18 protein-coding genes are annotated in these 20998 nt (G+C 67.5%); 10 read left to right on the forward strand and 8 right to left on the reverse strand.

The window, feature by feature from the left end:
• Positions 1 to 49: 49 nt before the first annotated feature.
• From ACP15H_RS18835 to ACP15H_RS18845, 3 genes are read right to left on the reverse strand one after another with little or no spacing between them, the layout of a single operon-like run.
• Positions 50 to 961, reverse strand: a complete 912-nt coding sequence (locus ACP15H_RS18835; RefSeq protein WP_425067687.1) for a PepSY-associated TM helix domain-containing protein — start codon at positions 959 to 961, stop codon at positions 50 to 52.
• A 2-nt stretch (positions 962 to 963) separates the two neighbouring features.
• A complete protein-coding gene (gene feoB / locus ACP15H_RS18840) occupies positions 964 to 2814 on the reverse strand; it encodes a ferrous iron transport protein B (protein WP_425069928.1) in 1851 nt (616 codons plus the stop codon).
• A gap of 56 nt (positions 2815 to 2870) precedes the next feature.
• Positions 2871 to 3149: a FeoA family protein gene (locus ACP15H_RS18845; RefSeq protein ID WP_425067688.1), complete on the reverse strand. Its 279-nt coding sequence runs from the start codon at positions 3147 to 3149 to the stop codon at positions 2871 to 2873.
• Between the two features lie 56 nt (positions 3150 to 3205).
• On the opposite strand from ACP15H_RS18845, the gene ACP15H_RS18850 reads away from it, so the two are divergent.
• Genes ACP15H_RS18850 through ACP15H_RS18870 form a run of 5 tightly spaced genes read left to right on the forward strand, consistent with a single transcriptional unit; the run spans position 3206 to position 7272 of the window.
• On the forward strand, positions 3206 to 3922 hold the full coding sequence (locus ACP15H_RS18850; protein ID WP_425067689.1) for an alpha/beta hydrolase: 717 nt from the start codon (positions 3206 to 3208) through the stop codon (positions 3920 to 3922).
• Complete coding sequence (locus ACP15H_RS18855; RefSeq protein ID WP_425067690.1) at positions 3919 to 5295, forward strand: CoA transferase; 1377 nt, start codon at positions 3919 to 3921, stop codon at positions 5293 to 5295. The genes ACP15H_RS18850 and ACP15H_RS18855 overlap by 4 nt, the downstream gene beginning before the upstream one ends.
• A 12-nt stretch (positions 5296 to 5307) precedes the next feature.
• Positions 5308 to 6150 (forward strand): DUF3883 domain-containing protein, encoded by an 843-nt coding sequence (locus ACP15H_RS18860; RefSeq protein ID WP_425067691.1) that lies wholly within the window; start codon positions 5308 to 5310, stop codon positions 6148 to 6150.
• Between the two features lie 10 nt (positions 6151 to 6160).
• Positions 6161 to 6775 carry a pyridoxamine 5'-phosphate oxidase family protein gene (locus tag ACP15H_RS18865; RefSeq protein WP_425067692.1) on the forward strand — a complete coding sequence of 205 codons (615 nt, stop codon included), beginning with the start codon at positions 6161 to 6163 and terminating at the stop codon, positions 6773 to 6775.
• Positions 6742 to 7272: a GNAT family N-acetyltransferase gene (locus ACP15H_RS18870; RefSeq protein ID WP_425067693.1), complete on the forward strand. Its 531-nt coding sequence runs from the start codon at positions 6742 to 6744 to the stop codon at positions 7270 to 7272. The genes ACP15H_RS18865 and ACP15H_RS18870 overlap by 34 nt, the downstream gene beginning before the upstream one ends.
• A gap of 2 nt (positions 7273 to 7274) precedes the next feature.
• Here the strand turns inward: ACP15H_RS18870 and ACP15H_RS18875 are convergent, their stop codons facing one another.
• The 3 genes from ACP15H_RS18875 to otsB are packed head-to-tail and all read right to left on the reverse strand — an operon-like array spanning position 7275 to position 11196.
• A complete protein-coding gene (locus tag ACP15H_RS18875; RefSeq protein ID WP_425067694.1) occupies positions 7275 to 8657 on the reverse strand; it encodes an alpha,alpha-trehalose-phosphate synthase (UDP-forming) in 1383 nt (460 codons plus the stop codon).
• Positions 8642 to 10441, reverse strand: a complete 1800-nt coding sequence (locus ACP15H_RS18880) for a glycoside hydrolase family 15 protein (protein ID WP_425067695.1) — start codon at positions 10439 to 10441, stop codon at positions 8642 to 8644. Before ACP15H_RS18880 ends, ACP15H_RS18875 begins: the two co-directional genes overlap by 16 nt.
• Complete coding sequence (gene otsB / locus ACP15H_RS18885; RefSeq protein ID WP_425067696.1) at positions 10438 to 11196, reverse strand: trehalose-phosphatase; 759 nt, start codon at positions 11194 to 11196, stop codon at positions 10438 to 10440. Before otsB ends, ACP15H_RS18880 begins: the two co-directional genes overlap by 4 nt.
• Positions 11197 to 11504: 308 nt before the next feature.
• On the opposite strand from otsB, the gene ACP15H_RS18890 reads away from it, so the two are divergent.
• From ACP15H_RS18890 to ACP15H_RS18910, 5 genes are all read left to right on the forward strand, one after another.
• Positions 11505 to 11693, forward strand: a complete 189-nt coding sequence (locus tag ACP15H_RS18890; protein WP_425067697.1) for a CsbD family protein — start codon at positions 11505 to 11507, stop codon at positions 11691 to 11693.
• A gap of 117 nt (positions 11694 to 11810) precedes the next feature.
• A complete protein-coding gene (locus tag ACP15H_RS18895) occupies positions 11811 to 12959 on the forward strand; it encodes an aminotransferase class V-fold PLP-dependent enzyme (protein ID WP_425067698.1) in 1149 nt (382 codons plus the stop codon).
• A gap of 102 nt (positions 12960 to 13061) precedes the next feature.
• Complete coding sequence (locus ACP15H_RS18900) at positions 13062 to 14039, forward strand: Bug family tripartite tricarboxylate transporter substrate binding protein (protein ID WP_425067699.1); 978 nt, start codon at positions 13062 to 13064, stop codon at positions 14037 to 14039.
• 2 nt (positions 14040 to 14041) lie between these two features.
• A complete protein-coding gene (locus tag ACP15H_RS18905; RefSeq protein WP_425067700.1) occupies positions 14042 to 16108 on the forward strand; it encodes a hydantoinase/oxoprolinase family protein in 2067 nt (688 codons plus the stop codon).
• On the forward strand, positions 16105 to 17790 hold the full coding sequence (locus tag ACP15H_RS18910) for a hydantoinase B/oxoprolinase family protein (RefSeq protein ID WP_425067701.1): 1686 nt from the start codon (positions 16105 to 16107) through the stop codon (positions 17788 to 17790). Before ACP15H_RS18905 ends, ACP15H_RS18910 begins: the two co-directional genes overlap by 4 nt.
• 248 nt (positions 17791 to 18038) lie before the next feature.
• Here ACP15H_RS18910 and ACP15H_RS18915 read toward each other — a convergent pair whose 3' ends face one another.
• Both ACP15H_RS18915 and ACP15H_RS18920 read right to left on the reverse strand, forming a co-directional pair.
• Entirely contained in the window at positions 18039 to 19904 is a 1866-nt protein-coding gene (locus tag ACP15H_RS18915) for a dihydroxy-acid dehydratase (RefSeq protein ID WP_425067702.1), read from the reverse strand.
• A 148-nt stretch (positions 19905 to 20052) separates the two neighbouring features.
• Positions 20053 to 20853, reverse strand: a complete 801-nt coding sequence (locus tag ACP15H_RS18920) for a hypothetical protein (RefSeq protein ID WP_425067703.1) — start codon at positions 20851 to 20853, stop codon at positions 20053 to 20055.
• Positions 20854 to 20998 lie beyond the last annotated feature (145 nt).

The following is a 20998-nucleotide window of genomic DNA, read 5'->3' on the forward strand; positions in this document are numbered from 1 at the left end:
GGCGGGTCGGCAGGAAGGCGTTCAGGAAACGCGTGCCGGGAGCGCGCGACTAGGCCAGTTCGACCGCCTCGTCGATCCCCATCGCCGGCGTGCCGCGCATCGGCTCGACCCGGGCCTGGAACATCGCCGCGCGCATGTCGCGGCCGGGCGACACGAGATTGACCGCCGCCGAGATCTGCTGCGGAAAGGCGAGATAGACGCCGGTGAAGTTCACCAGCATGAAGATCACCAGCGACCAGATGCCGACGGCGCCATGCAGTTCGCGATTGAGGCGCAGGCCCTTGGCCTTGCGGCGGACCAGGAAGGCCTGCTTCCACTGGCCGGATTTGGGCCACCAGAGATAGAGCCCGGAGCAACCCAGCACGAGCATCGCCACGCCCAGCCAGCCCACGATCTCACGGCCGACACCGCCGGGGATGAAGAGGTGGCCATGCAGATCGTGGAAGAAGCGCACCCAGCCCGTCATGGCCTGCTGCGTCCCGAGAACCTGTAGCGACACCGGATCGATCAGGATCTGCAGGCTGCCGGCAAACGGACTCTGCGTCGGCACGCGTCCCTGCGCGGCCTGGCCCGGTTGCGGCGGCGCGCCGCCCGGCGGGCCCGCCTGCTGGCCACCCCGGAATTGCGGCCGCTCGCCGGCCATGCCCGGCCGCGACAGGCGTACGGCGGCAGGCTCGCCCACCTCGTTGGGCCAGCGGACCGCGATGGGGACGCGGCCGGGCTCGTTGTTCGCGGCCTTGGCCGCCTCGATCAGCCGGGCCGCCGACTGCCATTCGCCGGTGGTCCTGACCTCGGGCTCGCCCTGCCCCAGCAGATGCTCGATATCGTGCGCGTAGACCAGCACCGCACCGGTGATGCCCATCATCACCAGCGGCAAGAGCAGGATGAGGCCGATCCAGAGGTGGACCTGCTGCAGCCAGTAGCGGAAGGTGCGCCGCTGCGGTTTGGGACCCTTCGCCATCGTCATCCTCCGCCAAGTGCGACGGCGATGCGGTACGTGAGGAAGGCCGCCACGTAAGCCAGCGCCAGCATGTAGAAGAACGTCACCCACAACCAACGCCAGCCGCCGGTCTCGCGGCGGATGACGGCCAGCGTCGAGGCGCATTGCGGTGCGAACACGTACCAGGCGAGAAAGGCCAGCGCCGTGGCGAGGCTCCATTGCGAGCTGAGCGCAGCGGCGATCTTGTCGGTGGCTTCCTCGCCTCCGCTGATCGCGTAGATCGTGCCGAGCGAGCCGACCGCGACCTCGCGCGCCGCCATGCCGGGGATCAGCGCGACGTTGATCTGCCAGTTGAAGCCCAGCGGCTCGGTCAGCGGCTGGATCGCCGTGCCGATCCTGGCGGCCAGGCTGTAATTGATGGCGGGTTCGCTCGCGCCCTCGGGCGGCTGCGGGAACGACGCCAGCACCCAGATCAGGATCATCATCGACAGGATGGTCGTGCCGGCACGCTTCAGGAAGATCGTGGCGCGCGTCCACAGGCCGATGGCGATGCTCTTCGCCTGCGGTATCTTGTAATCCGGCAGCTCGAGCATGAAGGGCTCGCCCGGCTTGCCGCGCCAAATCACGCGCTTGACCACGAACGACACGGCGAGCGCGCTGGCGATTCCCACCGTGTAGAGGCCGAACATCACCAGCCCCTGCAGGCCGACGAAGCCCCAGACCTCGCGGTCGGGAATGAACGCCCCGATGATCAGAGTATAGACCGGGATGCGCGCCGAGCAGGTCATCAGCGGCGCCACCAGGATGGTGGTGAGGCGATCGCGCCGGTCGTCGATCACGCGCGTCGACATGATGCCGGGGATGGCGCAGGCAAAGGACGACAGGAGCGGAATGAAGGCGCGCCCGTGCAGGCCGGCGCCGCCCATGATGCGGTCCATCAGGAAGGCCGCACGCGCCATGTATCCCAGATCCTCGAGAACGAGGATGAAGAAGAACAGGATGACGATCTGCGGCAGGAACACGATCACGCTGCCGACGCCGCCGATCAGCCCGTCCTTCAGGAAGCTCTTCAGCAGCTCGGGGAGCGGCAGCCCCGCGACGAGGTCGCCGAGGACATGAAAGCCGGCCTCGATCGCATCCATGCCGGGCTGCGCCCAGGCAAAGACCGCCTGGAACATCACGAACAGGATGGCCAGCAGCACGACCAGTCCCGCCACCGGGTGCAGCAGCACCGCGTCGACGTGCGTCGTCAGGCTGTCGGGCTTGCCCTGCCCCTTCACCACGGAGGCGAGAATGCGGTCCGCCTCGCGCTGGGCGCCGCGCAGGGCGGCGGCGTCGGGCGTGGTCCAGAGCGTGCCGGTCGCGCGCTCTGCCAGGACAAGGCGGCGGTCGATCTCGGCCAGCAGCGCGTCGGTGCCGCCGCGGCGCACCGCGACCGAAGTCACGACGGGAACGCCGAGTTCGCGGCTGAGCCTCTCGGCGTCGATCTCGATGCCGCGCTTGCGCGCGATGTCCATCATGTTGAGCGACAGCATGATCGGCCGGCCGACCTGCTTCAGCTCGAGCACGAGGCGCAGCGCCAGCCGCAGGTTGGAGGCGTCGGCCACACACACGATCAGGTCGGGGATCACGTCGCTCTGGGTCCGGCCCAGCACGATGTCGCGCGTCACCTCCTCGTCCGGCGAGCGCGCGCGCAGCGAATAGGTGCCGGGCAGGTCGACGATCCGCACCGTGCGGCCGGCGGGCGTCGTCAGCGGGCCGACCTTCTTCTCGACCGTGACGCCGGGATAGTTGGCGACCTTCTGCCGGCTGCCCGTCAGCGCATTGAACAATGCCGTCTTGCCGCAATTGGGATTGCCGACGAGAGCCACCACGGGGGCGGCGGTGGATGTGCCGGAAGCGACGGACGGGGCGGCGGCTGCGGTGACGCTCACGGTTCGGCTCCGACGCTCACGAGGATGGCCATGGCCTCGCGACGGCGCAGGCCGATGGTGGTGTGGGCGACGCGCACGGCGATCGGATCGCCGCCGAACAGGCCCTGGTGCAGGATTTCGACATCGGCGCCTTCGACGAAGCCCAGCTCGATGAGGCGGCGTTCGAGTTCGGGCGCAGACATGCCTGCGGCGACGCGCCCCGCGGCGATGGCTTTTATGCGCCCACGAAAGCCCACGCGGGCGGTGCCAAGTGCTATTGTTGGTTCGCTGCTCATTGAGAGTAAGTCGTAGTAGCATCGAAAGTGTCGGCTCGCCAGCGGGAGGTAAGGAAATGGCAAATATCGTTCTGGCGCATGGCGCCTGGTCGGCGGCCTGGGCGTGGAAGAAGATGCGTCCCCTGCTGCAGGCGGCCGGCCACCAGTTCTATGCGCCGACCTATACCGGCCTCGGCGCGCGCGCCCATCTCGCCACGCCCGACGTCGACCTCTCGACCCACATCCAGGACATCGTCTCCGAGATCGAGTTCGAGGATCTGAACGACGTCGTCCTGCTGGGCCATTCCTATGGCGGCATGGTCGCGACCGGCGTGGCCGACAGGATACCTCACCGTCTTGCACGCATCGTGTACATCGACGCCTTCGCGCCGAAGGACGGGCAGAGCCTGTTCGACCTGGTCGGACCGAAGGCCGAAGGCAACATGCGCAAGGGCGCGGAGCGGGACGGCGACGGCTGGAAGATGCCCGTCAATCCGATGCCGCCGGATACCGCGCCCGAGGACGTGGCCTGGGCCAGCCCGCGCCGCCGGCCGCAGCCGATCAAGACCTTCGAGCAGAAGATCAAGCTCGAGTCGAAGGAGCCCCTGCCGCCCCGCGATTACATCTATGCGACCCGCAACGGTCCGGGCGATCCGTTCCGCCAGTTCGCCGACCGGGCGCGCAGCGAAGCCGGCTGGACCTGCCACGAGCTCGACACCAGCCACAATCCGCACATCACCTGCCCGAACGAGTTCATGGCCCTGCTGACCAAGATCATGGCGGGCGGAAAGTGAACACCGACCTGGCCTATTCGATCCTGGGCCAGCTGGGACGCAGCCCGCGCGCCGACGACCGGCTTACCCTCACGGGGGAGGGCGATCCGGTGTTCCAGACGCCGTGGCGCGTCGGCACCGCCGGCGCCGCGGCGCTGGGCGCCGTCGGCCTCGCCGTCTCCGACCTGTGGCGGCTGAAGACCGGCCGGCCCCAGCCGGTCTCGGTCGACATCGCCGCCGCCACCGCCTCGCTGCGCTCCAACACCTATGTCCTGCGCAACGGCGAGCGGCCGGTGTCGTGGGATCCGCTGTCCGGCCACTATCCGACGCGCGATGGCCGGCACATGTTCATCCACACCAACCATCCGCACCATCGCGCCGGCGCGCTGCGCATTGCCGGCGCCGAGGGCGACACGCGCGAGGCGCTGGCCGCCGCCGTCGCCAAATGGGACGGGCTCGCGATCGAGCAGGCGATTGCCGACGGCGGCTGCGTCGGCGGCCTGACGCGCAGCCGCGACGAATGGAACGCCTCGCCGCACGGGATCGCCGTGGCGAAGCTGCCGCTGATCGACATCGTGAAGATCGGCGACGCGCCGGCCGAGCCCCTGCCGGCGGGCGAGCGCCCGCTGTCGGGCGTGCGTGCCTTCGACCTCACGCGGGTGCTGGCCGGTCCGACCAGCGGCCGCGTCCTGGCGGAGAACGGCGCCGACGTGCTGCACGTCGCGGCCCCGCACCTGCCCTACCAGGCCGAGCTGCTGATGGACACCGGCCACGGCAAGCGCTGCGCCTGGATCGACCTGCGCGAGGCCGCCGGCGTCGAGACGATGAAGGCGCTCCTGAAGAAGGCGGACATCTTCACCCAGGGCTATCGCCCCGGCACGCTCGCGGCCCGCGGCTTCTCGCCCGAACAGGTGGCGGCGCTGCGGCCCGGCATCGTCTGCGTCAGCCTCTGCGCCTACGGCCATGAAGGCCCGTGGGCGTCGCGCCGCGGCTTCGACTCGATCGTGCAGAATGTGACCGGCCTTGCCGCCACGCAGGGCTCGCTCGACAAGCCGCGCAACCTGCCGGTCCAGGCCCTCGATTACATTGCGGGCTATCTCGGCGCGCTGGGCGCCCTGGTGGCGCTGGCCCGCCGGGTCGAACAGGGCGGCTCGTGGCAGGTTCGCGTCTCGCTGGTCCAGGTCGCCCACTGGCTCGCCGGCCTCGGCACCGTCGATGCCTCGCAGGGCGCCGCGGAGCTGCCCGAGGCCACGCTGCTGCCGCTCCTCACCGAGAGCGTCGGCCCGCTCGGCCGTCTGCGTCACCTGAAGCCGGTGGTGCAGCTCGGCGAGACGCCGGCCTACTACGCCCGTCCCGCCGAACCGCTCGGCACCTCTCCCGCGCAATGGGCATAAGCCGGACCGAGCATGACTGCGTCCGAAGTAGCTGGGAGCGACTGGTCGAGTACTGAACTCGACCTCATCGTTGCCGACTACTTCGCCATGCTGAAAGAGGAGCAGGCCGGTCAAATCGTCCACAAGACGGAGCACCGCCGTAGGCTCAAGGCACATGTCCAACGATCGGACGGATCGATCGAGTTCAAGCATCGCAACATCTCGGCAGTACTGACACGCCTCGGCCTGCCAATAATCCGCGGCTACATTCCCGCATGGAATTTCCAGGGCGCGATTGCAGAAGCCATTGGTCGCTATCTGGAGATCGATTCGGATCCCGTTCCCCTGACGATCTCACAGCCCTTGATGGGCTTCGCCGATGCGCCGTCCCTATTCGAAAGCGCGCCACCCGCAGCGCCTCCCATCAGCCCCAGGGCCAGAACTGCGTTCGAGCGCGTTGCCCGGAAGTTCGATCCGGCGCTGCGCGACCAACTTAACCGTTCTCTCGGTTTCGCCGGAGAGCAGCTGATCTACGAGCGTGAGAAGCAAATTCTCATCAACGGGGATCGCAAGGACCTCGCTCGAAAGGTCAGATGGGTTTCACAGGAGGATGGGGACGGCGCCGGTTATGACATAAGGTCCTACGACAAGAGCGGCGCGGAGCGTTGGATTGAAGTGAAGACGACCCGCGGCGGCAGTACGACGCCGTTCTATCTGACCCGAAACGAAAATGAAGTTGCCAAAGAGCGCCCCGACGCATTCCGATTGTATCGGCTCCACGACTTTTCGCGCCAGCCCGGACTCTTCACTTTGACACCGCCACTCGACGCAGTATTGCAACTCGAAGCTCTGACGTTTCAAGCATCGCTGAAGTAGCGGAGACAGCATGTCCGACATCCTGAGAACGGAAGCCGAGCTCGAGGCGATCTACGGGCGGCCGGTCGAGGCGTCGACGGTCAAGGAAGTGAACTGGATCACGCCGCACTACCGCGCCTACATCGAGGCGTCGCCCTATGCGGCGCTGGCGACATCCGGCCCCGAGGGTCTCGACTGCTCGCCGCGTGGCGATCGTCCGGGCTTCGTGCGGGTGCACGACGAGAAGACGCTGATGCTGCCGGACCGGCGCGGCAACAACCGCATCGATTCGCTGCGCAACATCGTGCGCGATCCCCGGGTCGCGCTCCTGTTCATGATCCCCGGCGTCGGCAACACGTTGCGGGTCAACGGCCGCGCCCATCTCAGCGTCGCCCCCGACCTTCTCGAGTCCTTCGCCGTCGAGGAGAAGGCACCGCGGTCCGTGGCCGTGATCGAGGTCGATGCGGTCTACTTCCAGTGCGCCCGCGCGCTCGTCCGCTCCGAGCTGTGGAATCCCGAACGACATGTCGATCCGAAGTCGCTGCCGAGCGCCGGCCAGATCCTGGCCGCGCTGAGCAACGAGAGCGTCGGCGGCGAAACCTACGATCGCGAATGGCCGGGCCGGGCAGCGGCCACCATGTGGTGATCCGCGAGCGCGAGCCGGAAGACGACGCGGCGATCCGGAACCTGAACGATCTGGTGTTCGGCGGCCCGTTCGAGTCCAGGCTGATCGACGAGCTGCGCGAGGCGTTCATCGACGCGGTGGAGCTGGTGGCGGTCGAGGACGGCGTCCTCGTCGGCCACATCCTGTTCAGCGCACTGACGACGATGGTCGACGACGATGCCGTGCCGACCTTGTCGCTGGCACCGATGTGCGTCCATCCGGATCACCAGCAGGCCGGCATCGGCACCGCCCTGGTCGAAGCCGGCCTCGAATTGGCGCGGCGCCGGGAATGGCAGGCCGTCGTGGTGCTCGGCGATCCCGACTACTATCCGCGCTTCGGCTTTTCGGCCGAACTGGCCAGCGGCCTCGACAGTCCTTTCGACGGCGATTCGTTCATGGCCCTGGAACTGGTGCCCGGCGCCCTCGACGGCGACGACGGACTCGTCGTCTATCCGGCGGCGTTCGGGCTGGTTTCCTAGACCTAGGCGGCGCGCGCGATTACCGGCGCTTCGAGGGCTTCGATGAAGCGCCGGCAATAGGCATCCGCGGTCGTGCGCATGACCTTTTCGCGGAGCACGCTCTGCCGCTCCTGTCGCTCCGACAGCGGCATCGACAGGGCGACATGCATCGCATCGGCGATGGCATCGGGATCGAACGGATTGACGATCAGCGCCTCGGTGAGATCCTGGGCGGCGCCGGCGAATTGCGACAGGACCAGCACGCCGGGATCCTCGTCCGACTGGGCGGCGACGAACTCCTTGGCCACCAGGTTCATGCCGTCGCGCAGCGGCGTCACGACGCCGATGCGTCCGAGACGATAGAGGCCCGCCAGCGTGGAGCGCGGCGCACCGCGCGTCGAATAGCGCAACGGCGTCCAGTCGAACTCCGAGAAGCGGCCGTTGATGCGTCCGGCCAGCCGGTCGAGCTCGGTGCGCAGCTTGCGATACTCGTCGACCTCCTCGCGCGAACGCGGGCAGATCTGCAGGAAGTGAATCTTCCTCTTGTGCTCGGGATGCTTCTCGATCAAACGGCCGAAGGCCTCGAAGCGGTGCGGCAGGCCTTTGGAATAATCCAGCCGGTCGACGCCGATGGCGAGGGCGCGGTTCGACAGGCTTTCGGCAACCCGCAGCACCTCCTTGTCGCCCTCGGCACGTACGGCGTCCTGGGCGAACCCCTGGGCATCAATGCCGATCGGATCGGCGAAGGCACGCACGCGGCGCCCGGCCAGCCGGATCCACTCGCCGTCGACCGTCGCGCCCAGCAGGCGCTGCGCGCAGTCGCGAAAATCGCGCGCATGTTCCTCGGTCTGGAAGCCCACCACGTCGTAGGCGCAGAGATCGGCCACCAGCTCGCGCGCCACCGGCATGGCCTCGAGCATCGATGGCGGCACGAACGGAACGTGCAGGAAAAACCCGATACGGCCTTCGAAGCCTTGCTTGCGCAGCAGGCGGGCGAAGGGAATGAGATGATAGTCGTGCGCCCACACCGTGTCGTCGCCCTGCAGCAGCGGCGCCAGCGACGAGGCGAAGGAGCGATTGACCGAGAGGTAGCCTTCGTAATCCTCGCGACGGAAATGCATCAGCCCCAGGCGGAAGTGCAGCAGCGGCCACAAGGCCGCGTTGGAGAATCCGACATAGAAGCCGCGATAGGCATCGGGCGTGAGGTCGACCGTGGCGTAGGTGACCCCGCGCGCCTCGACGATCGCGGGCTGTGTCGAGGGCTCGGCGGTGAGACGGCCGCTCCAGCCGAACCACATCGCGCCGGGCGTCAGCAGATCGCGCAGCGCGACGGCCAGGCCGCCCGCGGCGGTGCCCCGCGCCTTGGGAACGGGCACGCGGTTGGAGACGATTACGAGGCGTGCCACAGCCCCTCCTCCCAGCTCCGCGAGAGCCGCATGGCCGACAGGATCAGGCCGACCTGGCTGTAGGTCTGCGGGAAGTTGCCCCACAGTTCGCCGGTGCGCGGATCGAGATCTTCCGACAGCAGGCCGACATGGTTGCGGCGGCTCAGCACGTTGTTGAACAGTTCCAGCGCCTCCTCGCGGCGACCGACGCTGGCCAGCGCATCGATGTACCAGAAGGTGCAGAGCAGGAAGGCGTTGGACGGCGCGCCGAAATCGTCGGCCTCGATGTAGCGCATGATGAAGCCGTTCTTCATCAGCTTGCGCGAGACCATGTCGATGGTCGCGTGGAAGCGCGGATCGTCGGAGCGCAGCAGGCCGATCTCCGGCAGTACGAGACTGGACGCGTCGGCCATCTCGCGGTCGAGCACGCCCGACAGCCAGCCGTCGGACATGGTGGCGCGCTGCATGATCTCCTGCCGCAGCACACCCGCCTTGGCGAGCCATTCGCGGGACTCGCCGCCGAGGCCGACCCGCCGGGCGATCATCCCGAGCCGGTGCTGGGCGGCCCAGCACATGGCGGCGGAGAAAGTGTGGACCTCCTCGCGCTCGCGATACTCCCACAGGCCGGCGTCGGGCGTGAGGGCGGCGCGGTGTGCCTCGTTGCCGACCGCGCAAAGCTGGCGGTAGAGTTCGACATCGCCCTGACGGGGCAGGCGCTCGTCCCAGAACATCTGCGCGGCCGTCAGCACCATTGACCCGTACACGTCGTTCTGACGCTGACCGACCGCGGCATTGCCGACGCGCACCGGCCCGTAGCCGCGATAGCCCGGCAAGGTGTCGATCAGGCGCTCCACCGTGTCGGTCCCCGGCGCGATGGGAAAGAGCGGGGCGACGTCCTGGACCTCGCCGCGCTTGCTGCCCGCCTCCACCACGTCGATGATGAAACGCACATAGCTTTCCATGGTGCGGGTCACCGACAGCCGGTTCAGCGCCGTCACGGTGAAGAAGGCGTCGCGCAACCAGGTGAAGCGGTAATCCCAATTGCGCACCGTGCCGGCGGCCTCGGGAACGGAGGTCGTGAGCGCGGCCAGCACCGCGCCGGTATCCTCGTAGCTGCAGAGCTTCAGCGTGATGGCGGCGCGGATCACGGCGACCTGCCAGTCGAAGGGGATGTTGAGGTCGCGCACCCATCCCTGCCAGTAGATCTCGGTCTCGCTGAGAAAGGTGCGCGACAGCTGATCGACATTGTCGGTGATGCTCTCGTCGGCCCCCACGATCATGGTGAGCGGCCGGTCGAGCGAGAATTCGGTCTCGTGGAGCACGTAGTTGAGCGAGGCGTCGGTGGTGAGGCGCAGCACCGACGCATCGCCGTAGTAGCGTATGTGATTGCTGCCCACCGTGACCTGCGATTTGCGCGCGCCGTAGTCGAAGGTGGGACGCAGGCGCAGCGTGACGCGCGGCCGGCCCGCGACCGGCTCCAGCCGGCGCATGATCATGGGCGGCCGGAACATGCGCCCGAAGCGCCGGAAACGCGGCGCGAAGTCCAGGATTCGCGCCGTTCCGCCCGCGCACTCGATCGTGGTCTCGAGAATGGCGGTGTTGGGAATGTAGCGCTGCCGGCTCTCCTTCATCCCGTCGAAGACGGCGTCCATGAAGCCCGCCTGAGGATCGTTGCCGCCGAGCAGGGCGTTGAAGACGGGATCGCCGTCGAGCCGTCCCAGCCCGTGCCAGACATGACGGCCGTTGCGATCGATCAGGCTCGCGATCGAGCAATTGCCGATCACGCCGAGGTCGAGAGTGCTCATGGACGGACCGATGCTCCTGACGTGGTGGTGTTCAAGGCGCGCTCCAACCGTTCGGCATTGCGCGCCAGCCAGGCGCGCACCTTCGCCGGGTCGCCCGCGAACACTTCCTGCACGCGCAGCCCTTCGCCGCCATGACGCCGCGCCGCGCTCATGCCGGCCTCGTCGGTGAAATCGTCGCCAATGAAGATCGGCCGTCGACCCTTGAAGGCGCTGTCCTTCATCAACCTCTCGACCGCATGGCCCTTGGACGTGCCGCGCGGCCCGATCTCGACCGCTTCACGCGCCGGAATCAGACGGAACCAGGGATGATCCTCCGGCACGAGCGCACGGACCAGGCGCCAGACATCGTCATGGCGCTCCGGCGCCAGGCGATAGTGGATCGCGCAGCCGTGCGGTTTGGATTCGACGAGTACGCCCGGCCATCGCTCCGTCGCCGCGACCAGCGAATCCCGCCACGCCTGCGTGACACCGAGGCCGGCGGGCATCTCTTCGACGGTGCCGTCGGTAAATCGAAGCGTGACTCCATGTTCGCCCGCCGCTGCAGATTTGAGCGGCTGGAGATACTGGTCGATTGTCTTGAGAGAGCGGCCGCTGACGATGGCGAGCGCACCGCCCAAGAGCGTCTGAAGCTGCAGGAGGATGCCGGGCAGGTTCGGTGGCACGACCACGAGTTCGGGCGTGGCGGCAATCTCGAGTAAGGTGCCGTCGAGATCCAGAAAAAGCGCGGTACCGTAGTCGAAGTCCGTTGCTGCCATCTCGTCCCCTCTGCGCCTTGGATGCCCTGGGGCGCGAAGAGGCTCTCGACCGCAACACGCCGCGGTTCGGGGACCGCCGTTTCGGGCGGCCACTCCTAGCGCGTGGTTGTTCAACGAATTGAACCGACGCGGGTTCCCAAAACCCGTCCCGGAAGGGCAAAAATCGAGGCGAATATGTCGACAACGGTCCAGGTTCGTGACGAACGGATGACACGACCGTGGATCGCCTCCCGAGTCGAATTTGTATGGCAACGCCGGCCGGCAACCGGCGTTGTAGAGCCACAACCATTCGACAGAGGAGAAAGCTCATGAGCAGCACGACCGACAAGATCAAGGGCGTCACCAACGAGGCCGTCGGCAACGTCAAGCAGGGCATCGGCAAGGTCATCGACAGCGACAAGATGCGGGTCGAAGGCGCGCTCCAGGAGCGCAAGGGCGAGGCCCAGCAGGCCATCGGCAAGACGAAGGACGCGGTGAAGAAGGTGATCGACGGCTAACGCCTCCCTTCCTCGCACTTCCAAAGAACAAAGAGGGCGTTCGTCGCGAGACGAGCGTCCTTTTTCTTTGTCGGCGATTGGCCTAGGCTCGACGCCTCCTTCACCGATGGCGGTCCGATGCTCCCTTGCCAACGCGATCTGTTCGACATTCCGCGCGATGTCTGCTTTCTCAATGCGGCCGCGTGGAGCCCGCTGCCGCTTGCCGTGCAGGAGGCAGGCCGCCTCGGCGTGGCGCGCAAGGGCCAGCCGTGGAAACTCGACGCGGATTTCATGGCGAAGCAGTACGAGCGCGCGCGTCGTGCGGCAGCGGCATTGATCGGCGCGGATGCCGTCGATATCGCGCTGATCCCGTCCGTCGGCTACGGCGTTTCGACGGCGGGCAAGGTGATGAGCCTGCCGCGGGGCAGCCGCGTGCTGGTGCTGCAGGACGACCACACCTCTCCCGTGCTCGAATGGATGAGCCGCGCCGAACAAGGCGGCTTCACCGTCGAGCAGGTGAAGCAGCCCGGCGACGACGACTGGACCTCTGCGGTGCTGGAGGCGATGGCCCGCAAGGATGCAGCGCCTCTCTCCCTCGTCTCGATCTCGTCCGTGCACTGGTCGGATGGCGGCGCCATAGACCTGCCGCGCATTGCCGAAGCGGCGCGCCAGGCGGGCGCGGCGTTCCTGGTCGATGCCACGCACGATGCCGGCGTCCGCCGCATCGACGTCAAGACGCTCGATCCCGACTTCCTGATCTTCCCGACCTACAAGTGGGTGCTGGGTCCCTACGGCCGCGCCTTCCTGTATGTCGCCAAGCGACACCAGAATGGCGTGCCGCTGGAGCAGACGGCGCCGGCCCGCAAGGGCGTGGCTGCGGAGCAGAAGGTCTATTTCCGCGATCTGTCCTATGCCGACGGCGCGCGCCGCTACGACATGGGCGAGCGCGACCATTTCATCACGCTCGAAATGGCGGCAGTCGGCATGGAAATGATGGCGGGCTGGGGCAACGATCCCATCGTCGCGCGTCTCGCCATGCTGACAGACCGCTTGGCCGACGGACTTGCCAATTGCGGCGTGCGCGTGATCGACCGCAAGCTGCGCGCGCCGCACCTGCTCTGCCTGCAGTTCCCCCAGGGCATGGCGGACGAGCTGCCGCAGAAGCTGACGGCCGAGAATGTCTATGCCGCGCCGCGCCTCGGCCGCCTGCGCATCAGCCCGCATGTCTACAACGACGAGCAGGACGTCGATCGATTCGTCGATGTCTTCAAGAAAGTCGCGCTCTAGCCGCAACAAGACGAGCCGTCGGTGGCATCGCGATTGCATTCGATGAGCGGTGCCGGCGCACCGAACTGTCGAGGCCGGCGCGCGTAACAGGGGGACTGGTTCTTGCGTAACACTCGTCGACACATTCTGCGGCAGCTTCTCGTCACGGCGGTCGCCTCACCGTTCATCGCTCGCGCCGCCTCCGCGCAGGGCAAGTATCCCGAGCGGCCGATCAAGATCATCGTTCCCTTTCCGCCGGGCGGTGGCGTCGACCTGACGGCGCGGCTGATGATGGAGCCGCTGTCGAAGGAGCTCGGTCAGACCATCGTCATCGAGAACAAGGGCGGCGCCGGAGGAATCATCGGCGTCGAGGCGATGTCGCATGCGGCACCCGATGGCTACACGCTCTCGCTCACGGGTGCCGGCACCCTGACCGCCGGTCCGCATCTGCGCAGCAAGATGCCCTACGATCCGATGGCGCTGACGCAGATCACGCGGCTGGTACGCATGCCCTTCATCCTCGCGGTGCGCAACGACCTGCCCGCGAAGACCCTGCCGGAATTCATGGAACTGGCGAAGAAGCAGGAGCTGCGTTGGGCGTCCGGCGGCATCGGCACCAGCCAGCATCTTGCGGGCGAACTCTTCACCCAGATGTCCGGCCTGAAGATGATCCACGTACCCTATCGCGGCACCGGCCCGGCGCTGAACGACCTGGCGGCCGGCATCGTCGATGCCTATTTCGGCGATCCCGCGACGCTGGGCCTGATCCGCAGCGGCAAGGCGCGCGCCATGGCCGTGACCTCGCCGGAGCGCTGGCCCGTCCTGCCCGACACGCCAGCAATCGCCGAAGCGGTAAAGGGCTACGAGGCTGAGAACTGGTACGGGCTCGCCGCCCCTCCCGGTACACCGAAGCCGATCGTCGACCGGCTGTACGCCGCCATCGACAAGGTCCTGGCCGAGCCGGACGTGAGGAAGAAGTACGACGAGAGCGGCCTCACCCCCGCCCTGCTCCCCCCAGCCGAATACGTGGCCTTCCTGAAGCGCGATTCCGTCACCTGGGGCGACGTGGTACGCAAGGGCAACATCAAGATAGACGAGTAAGTATGTCCTCCCGTTTGGCCGTCGATATCGGCGGCACTTTCACCGACGTCGTTCTCGAAGTCGGTGCGAAATCCCATGCCATCAAGGTCCTGACCACACCCGACGCGCCCGAGCGCGCCGTGCTGGAGGGCGTGCGCGCCATCCTGGCCCAGGCGAAGTGCCGGCCGCAGGACGTGACGCTCGTCGTTCACGGCACGACGCTGGCCACCAACGCGCTGATCGAGCGCAAGGGTGCGCGCACGGCATTGGTCACGACGGAGGGCTTCCGCGATTCCGTCGAGATGGCGTGGGAGCATCGCTTCGAGCAGTACGACATCCACATGGAGCGGCCGCAGCCGCTGGTGCCGCGCGACCTGCGCTTCGGCGTGCCGGAGCGCGTGGCGTCCGACGGCGCCGTGCTGCTGGCGCTCGACGAGGCCGCGGTGCGCCGCGTCGCCGCCGAACTGAAGACGCAGGAGATCGAGGCGGTCGCGGTCTGCTTCCTGCACAGCTTCACCAACGAGGCGCATGAGCGCCGCGCCGGTGCGATCCTGGCCGAGGAACTGCCGGGCGTCGCCATCTCGCTGTCCTGCGAGGTCTGTCCCGAGATCCGCGAGTACGAACGCACCTCGACGACCATCGCCAACGCCTATGTGCTGCCGCGCATGGCAGGCTATCTCGGCCAGCTCGAAGCCGACCTGAAGAAGGACGGGATCGCGGCCCCCCTGCTGCTGATGATGTCGTCGGGCGGCATCACGACGGTCGAGACCGCGCGGCGCTATCCGGTGCGGCTGGTCGAATCCGGACCGGCCGGCGGCGCCATCCTGGCGCGCACGGTCGCGGCCGAGAACGATGCCCGCCGGGCCGTCGCCTTCGACATGGGCGGCACAACGGCCAAGCTCACCCTGCTGGACGATCTCGAACTGCAGCGCTCGCGCCAGTTCGAAGTCGCGCGCGCCTATCGCTTCGTGCAGGGCTCCGGCCTGCCGGTGCGCATCCCCGTGATCGAGCTGGTCGAGATCGGCGCCGGCGGCGGCTCGATCGCCCGCCTAGACGCGCTGGGCCGTATCCAGGTCGGCCCCGATTCCGCCGGCAGCGTGCCCGGTCCCGCGTGCTATGGGCGCGGCGGTACCGAGCCCACCGTGACCGACGCCGATACCGCGCTGGGACGGCTCGATCCGACGCGCTTCGCCGGCGGCGCCATTCCGCTTCACCGCGACAAGGCCGAGGCGGCGCTGCAGGCGCTGGCCGGCCCGCTCGGCACCGATGCCCAGGGCGCGGCGGCCGGCGTGGCCGAGATCGTCGACGAGACCATGGCGAGTGCCGCACGCGTGCACGCCGTCGAGAACGGCAAGGACACGGCCGACCGCGCGCTGATCGCCTTCGGCGGCGCCGCGCCGCTGCATGCCGCGCGTCTCGCCCGCAAGCTCGGGATGAAGCAGGTCATCGTGCCGGTGGGCGCCGGCGTCGGTTCAGCCTTCGGCTTCCTGCGCGCCTCGATCGCCTACGAGGTGGTGAGGACGCGCCATGTCAGGCTCGACATGTTCGACGCGAAGATGCTGAACGAGCTTTTTGCCGCCATGCGTAGCGAAGCCGAGACCGTCGTGCGGCCGGCGGCACCGGGCGAGGCGCTGGTCGAATCGCGCCAGGCCTTCATGCGCTATCGCGGCCAGGGCCATGAGATCGCCGTGCCGCTGCCGAACGAACCCTTCGCCGCGGATGCCGCAGGCGACCTGCGCCGCCGCTTCGAGGCGACCTACGAGCAGGTGTTCGGCCGCGCCATTCCCAAGCTCGAAGTCGAAGCCCTGACCTGGACCCTGTCGATCGGCACCGACCGACCGTTGCCATCGCCGGTCAGGCCGGTGGCCAGGCTCGCCGCCCCGGCGCCGTCGGGCCATCGCGAGGTGTTCGATCCCGCGAGCGGCCTCCTAGAACGGGCGGCCCTCCACGAACGCAAGGCCCTGACGCCCGGCATGTCATTCGACGGACCGGCGCTGATCGTCGAGGACGGTACCACCACCGTCGTTCCCACCGGCTTCATCGCCCGCATCAACGAAGTGGGCCAGATCGTCCTGGAGGACCGCGCATGAGCACGTCTCCCAAATTGCCGGCCAAGTCTCCGTTGGCCGACATCCGGCTGCAGGTGATGTGGAACCGCCTGCTCTCCGTCGTCGAGGAGCAGGCACGGGCGCTGGTGCGCACCGCCTTCTCGACCAGCGCGCGCGAAGCCGGTGACATCTCGGCCGGCGTGTTCGACCTCGAGGGCCGCATGCTGGCGCAGGCCGTGACCGGCACGCCGGGCCACGTGAACTCGATGGCACGCAGCGTCATCCACTTCATCCGCGAATTCCCGGTCGAGACGATGAAGCCGGGCGATGCCTACGTCACCAACGATCCGTGGAAGGGCACCGGCCATCTCTACGACATCGTCGTGACCTCGCCCGCCTTCCACAACGGCAAGCTGGTGGCGCTGTTCTCCTGCACCACGCACGTGGTCGACATCGGTGGCCTCGGCCAGTCGCCCGACGGGCGGCAGGTCTTCCACGAGGGCCTCTTCCTGCCGCTGCTGCCGCTGATGCGCCAGGGCGTGATCGACGAGAGCGTGATGCGCATCGTGCGCGCCAACGTGCGCGAGCCGGTGCAGGTCGAGGGCGACATCCACGCGCTGATCGGCTGCAACGGCATCGGCGAGAAGCGGCTGTCCGACATGATGGCCGAGCACGGCATCGACACTCTCGACGAGCTGGGCGAACACATCATCGAGAAGAGCCGCGCCGGCATGATCGCGGCCATCTCCAAGCTGCCGCGCGGCACCTGGAAGGGCCATATGCGAATCGACGGTTACGACGCGCCGATCGACCTGCATGCCGCCGTCACGATCCACGCCGATCATATCTCGGTCGACTATGCCGGCACCTCCGGCTCGTCGATCTACGGCATCAATTCGCCGATGTGCTACACCGAGGCCTACACCGCCTTCGGCATCAAGTGCATCGTCGCGCCGACCATTCCCAACAATGCCGGCACGCTCGATTCGATCCTGGTCACGGCCCCCGAGAACACCATCGTCAACGCGCTCCACCCCGCGGCGGTGAACGCGCGCAGCACGATCGGCCACATGCTGCCCGACGTCTGCTTCGACGCTTTGCATCAGGTCATCCCGGGACAGGTGCCCGCCGAAGGCACCTCCAACCTCTGGAACCTGAAGCTCGGGGCCGGCCACGGCATGACGGGAACGATCGGCAACAGCCGTCCCTTCATGGTGACGACCTTCCATTCCGGCGGCGCCGGCGCCCGCCCGACGCTCGACGGGCTCTCGGCCACGCCCTTCCCGTCGGGCGTGCGCAACGTGCCGGTCGAGATCACCGAGACCATCGCGCCCGTGGTCGTCTGGAAGAAGGAATACCGCCAGGATTCCGGCGGCCCCGGCGCGCAGCGCGGCGGCCTCGGACAGGTGATGGAGGTCGAGCATCGCGAGGGCGCACCCTTCGGCATCTTCGCCACCTTCGAACGGGTCAAGTATCCGGCGCGCGGTCGCGACGGTGGACAGGCCGGCGCCAACGGCCGTCTGTCGCTCGCGTCAGGGCAGGAGCTGAAGGCCAAGGGCTTCCAGACCATCCCGGCCGGCGAGCGCCTGGTGGTCGAGATGCCCGGCGGCGGCGGCTACGGCGATCCGGCGAAGCGGGACCCGGAAGCGATCAAGCGCGACGTACGGCTGGGCCTGGTCAGCCAGGAAGCGGTCAAGGCGGCGTACGGCGTCGAGGGCGATTAGAGACAATTGAAGTCCGACGCTTTGCTCTACTCTTCACCTCCCCCGTCTTACGGGGGAGGCCGGGAGGGGGAAAGCAAAGCGATGAATTTGAACTGAAGAGAGTTCAGACCTGTGGCCTTCCCCCTCCGGCCCTTCGGGCCACCTCCCCCATGTGATGGGGGAGGATGGGATCGGATTGGCGAGCTCCAATGAAAACGCCAGAGGTGTGAGCCTCTGGCGTTGATGTATTCGGCGAAGTCTGCGTCCCGTCAGAAGCTCTTGTCGAACGCCGGGCGGTGCTTGTTGCGCAGCTTGAAGTCCTGGCGCTCGGCCTTGCGCGGGGCACGGACCCAGACCTCGCGGTTGGGGTGCAGGCCGCCGCCGCGCGTCGCCGGCACCGCGCTGGTGCGCGCGCGATGCAGCAGCCGCGTGTCGGCGATGCCGCAATTGGGATGGATGCCACCATTGTCGGCGACCGCCTTCTCCCACGCCGCCTTGCGCCTGGCGAGTACGGCAGGATCCTTCAACGCCGTGCAGTTCAGCTCGTTGACGTTGAGGTCGGCCACGATCTCGTCGCCATCCTCGACCAGCGCGATCGGGCCGCCCAGCGCCGCCTCGGGCCCGACATGGCCGATGACGAGGCCGACCGAACCGCCCGAGAAGCGCGCATCGGTCATCAGCGCCACGACGATGTTGCGCTCGCGGCAGAGCGTCGTGATGCGCGAGGTCGGATCGAGCATCTCCGGCATGCCGGGCGCGCCGCTCGGCCCCTCGTAGCGCACGATGATCATGTCGTGGTTCTGGAAGGTCTCCGGAGTCTCGTCGAGCGCCTTGAGCAGGCCCTGCTCGCCCTCGAAGACGCGGGCGCGGCCACGGAACAGATTGTCCTCGAGGCCGCCCTCGACGCCCGCGAGCTTCAGGATCGCGGAGAAGTCCGGCGACAGGTTGCCGCCCAGCATGCGCAGGCCGCCGGTCGGCTTGTAGGGCTTCTCGACCGGATAGATCACGCGGCCATCGGCCTTCTTGGCCCCCAGGCGCTCGACCTGCTGCGCCAGCGTCTCGCCGGTGCAGGTCAGCACGTTGCCGTTCAGCAGGCCGGCTTCGAGCAGTTCGCGCACGATCACCTGCACGCCGCCGACTTCGTCGATGTCGACCATCGAATACTTGCCGTAGGGCCGCGCATCGGTGAGCACCGGCACGACATGCTGCGAGAGGTAGTTGAATTCCTCCGGCGTCATGACGTCCTTCCAGAAGTCGCCGAAGCCGGCGGCGCGGGCGATTTCCGGGGCGTGCAGCACCACGTTGGTCGAGCCGCCGATGGCCATCGCCACGATCACCGCGTTGCGGATCGAATCGCGCACGACGATGTCGCGCGGCTTCAGGTCCTTGGCGATCAGGTTGGCCAGCAGGTCGACCAGCTCGGCGGCGAATTCGTTGGTGCGGCGCGGATCGTCGGACGGCGGCGCCACCATGTGCAGCGGCTGCATGCCGACCACGCCGATGAAGGTCTGCATGGTGTTGTAGGTGAACATGCCGCCGCAGCTGCCGTAGCCCGGGCAGGCGTGGCAGGCGATGTGATGTCGGTATTCCGGATCGGGATGGCCGGCGACCTGGTAGGCGCTCACGATGTCGAGCGCCTCGCCGGTGTTCGGGTCCTTGCCGGGATGGATCGGGCCGTCCGACATGATGATCGAGGGCAGATTGTGCTCGAGCAGGGCCGACAGCGTGCCGACCGGCGGCTTGTCGCAGGCCACGACCGCAATCGTGCCGGCGAGGCCGGTGGCGCTCAGATGCTCGCACAGCGCATCCTGCGTGACCTCGCGGCCGATCAGCGAATAGCGCATCTCGCGCGTACCGTTGCGGATGCCGTCCGAGGTGGCGATCGTGTATTCCGGCTGGACCAGCCGCATCTTGAGCTGGTTGGGGCCCGTGCCGATGCGCGCCTTCAGCTGGGCGTGGATCGCCTCGACCTTCGACAGGACGCCGAGGTAGCACTGGCTGTCGCCCTTGGTGCCGACGACGCCGACCGACGGCTCGTGAATGAGATCCGGATCGGTTCCGAGCGCGCGGGCCACACCGATGGTCTGGGTGGAGCGGCCAGGATGTCGGTCAATCGTCACAAAGCTCGGCTTCATCACAACCATCCCATAGGGCTTGCAGACTTGGCTCGCCTCCGGGCGAGCGGTTCGGCGGTATATCACAGGGCAGGCTGGCCATTCCCGCGATTTCTTCGGTCGTGTGACATGCTGCCAGCCGCACGCCGAAACCCCGGAAGGACGGCCCTTACGAGGCCTTCAGAACGGCCAACACCTTTGCCCCCCAAGTCCCCGGATGCTCCGAAATGTAGCGCTTCACGGTGACATCGACGAAGCCATGCTGGTGAGCGTTGGAGGTGAGCGCCCAGGCGGCCGTCGCAGCATATGCAATTTCAATCAGAAGCCTCTGATCGTACTTGTCCTTGAGGGTGGCCAGATAGCCGGAGTCCTTGCGTCCAACACCCGCGGCGACCCGAACGATCTCGAGCGCGATGGGCTCGGACCGGTTGGCCGTCCGGGCCATGAAGTCGATGATCATGAGGACGTACCGGCCGTCGCCGCTGGCGAAAGACGCACCCCAGAGGATGTCCAGGTGGGTCGGGATCGCGATCCTGAGGTCGGTCAGTCGATTCGGCAGGCCCGCGAACTGGGCCGCGAGCGTGGGATCCGTCCCTGCCTGGGCCAGACGGGCCTGCAGATCCCTGGAGACGGGCTGGCCGGACAGTTGAAGGGCCGCGGCAATCGTCGTGGCCAAACGGGCATCGAGTTGAGCCGGAATGAGCTTCCCGATCCACCCCGGCTGGGTCGCGAACACCACGGCGAGAATGCCGGCAACGGGTGGATAAGCGATCCAGTCCCGCGGCTTCTTGCCAAGGGAATCGAGCACGCCAACCAGACGCTCTGGCCGAGGATCGCGATAGTAATAGGTGAAGGCATCGTCAGCCTTGCTCGATGGTGGCGAGGCTGGCTGTGCGACCGCCGTCGCGATCGTTGTCAGGTCGAGCGCCACGAGCAACGCCAGCAGTTTGACCACGCCGAACAGTTTCATTCCTCGCCCCCGACCGAAGGACGGCAGGTTGCGGATCCGGCCGACCAATTGCAACTGGACGATGAAGCCGGCAGGTCCTCCATGTCCGCACGGTGGCCTTGCCAATTCCAAGGAGGCGCGCACGCCCACTTGGCGCTAGTGTCGG

Origin of the sequence: Reyranella sp., assembly GCF_965249915.1 — a bacterium.
Lineage (GTDB): Bacteria > Pseudomonadota > Alphaproteobacteria > Reyranellales > Reyranellaceae > Reyranella.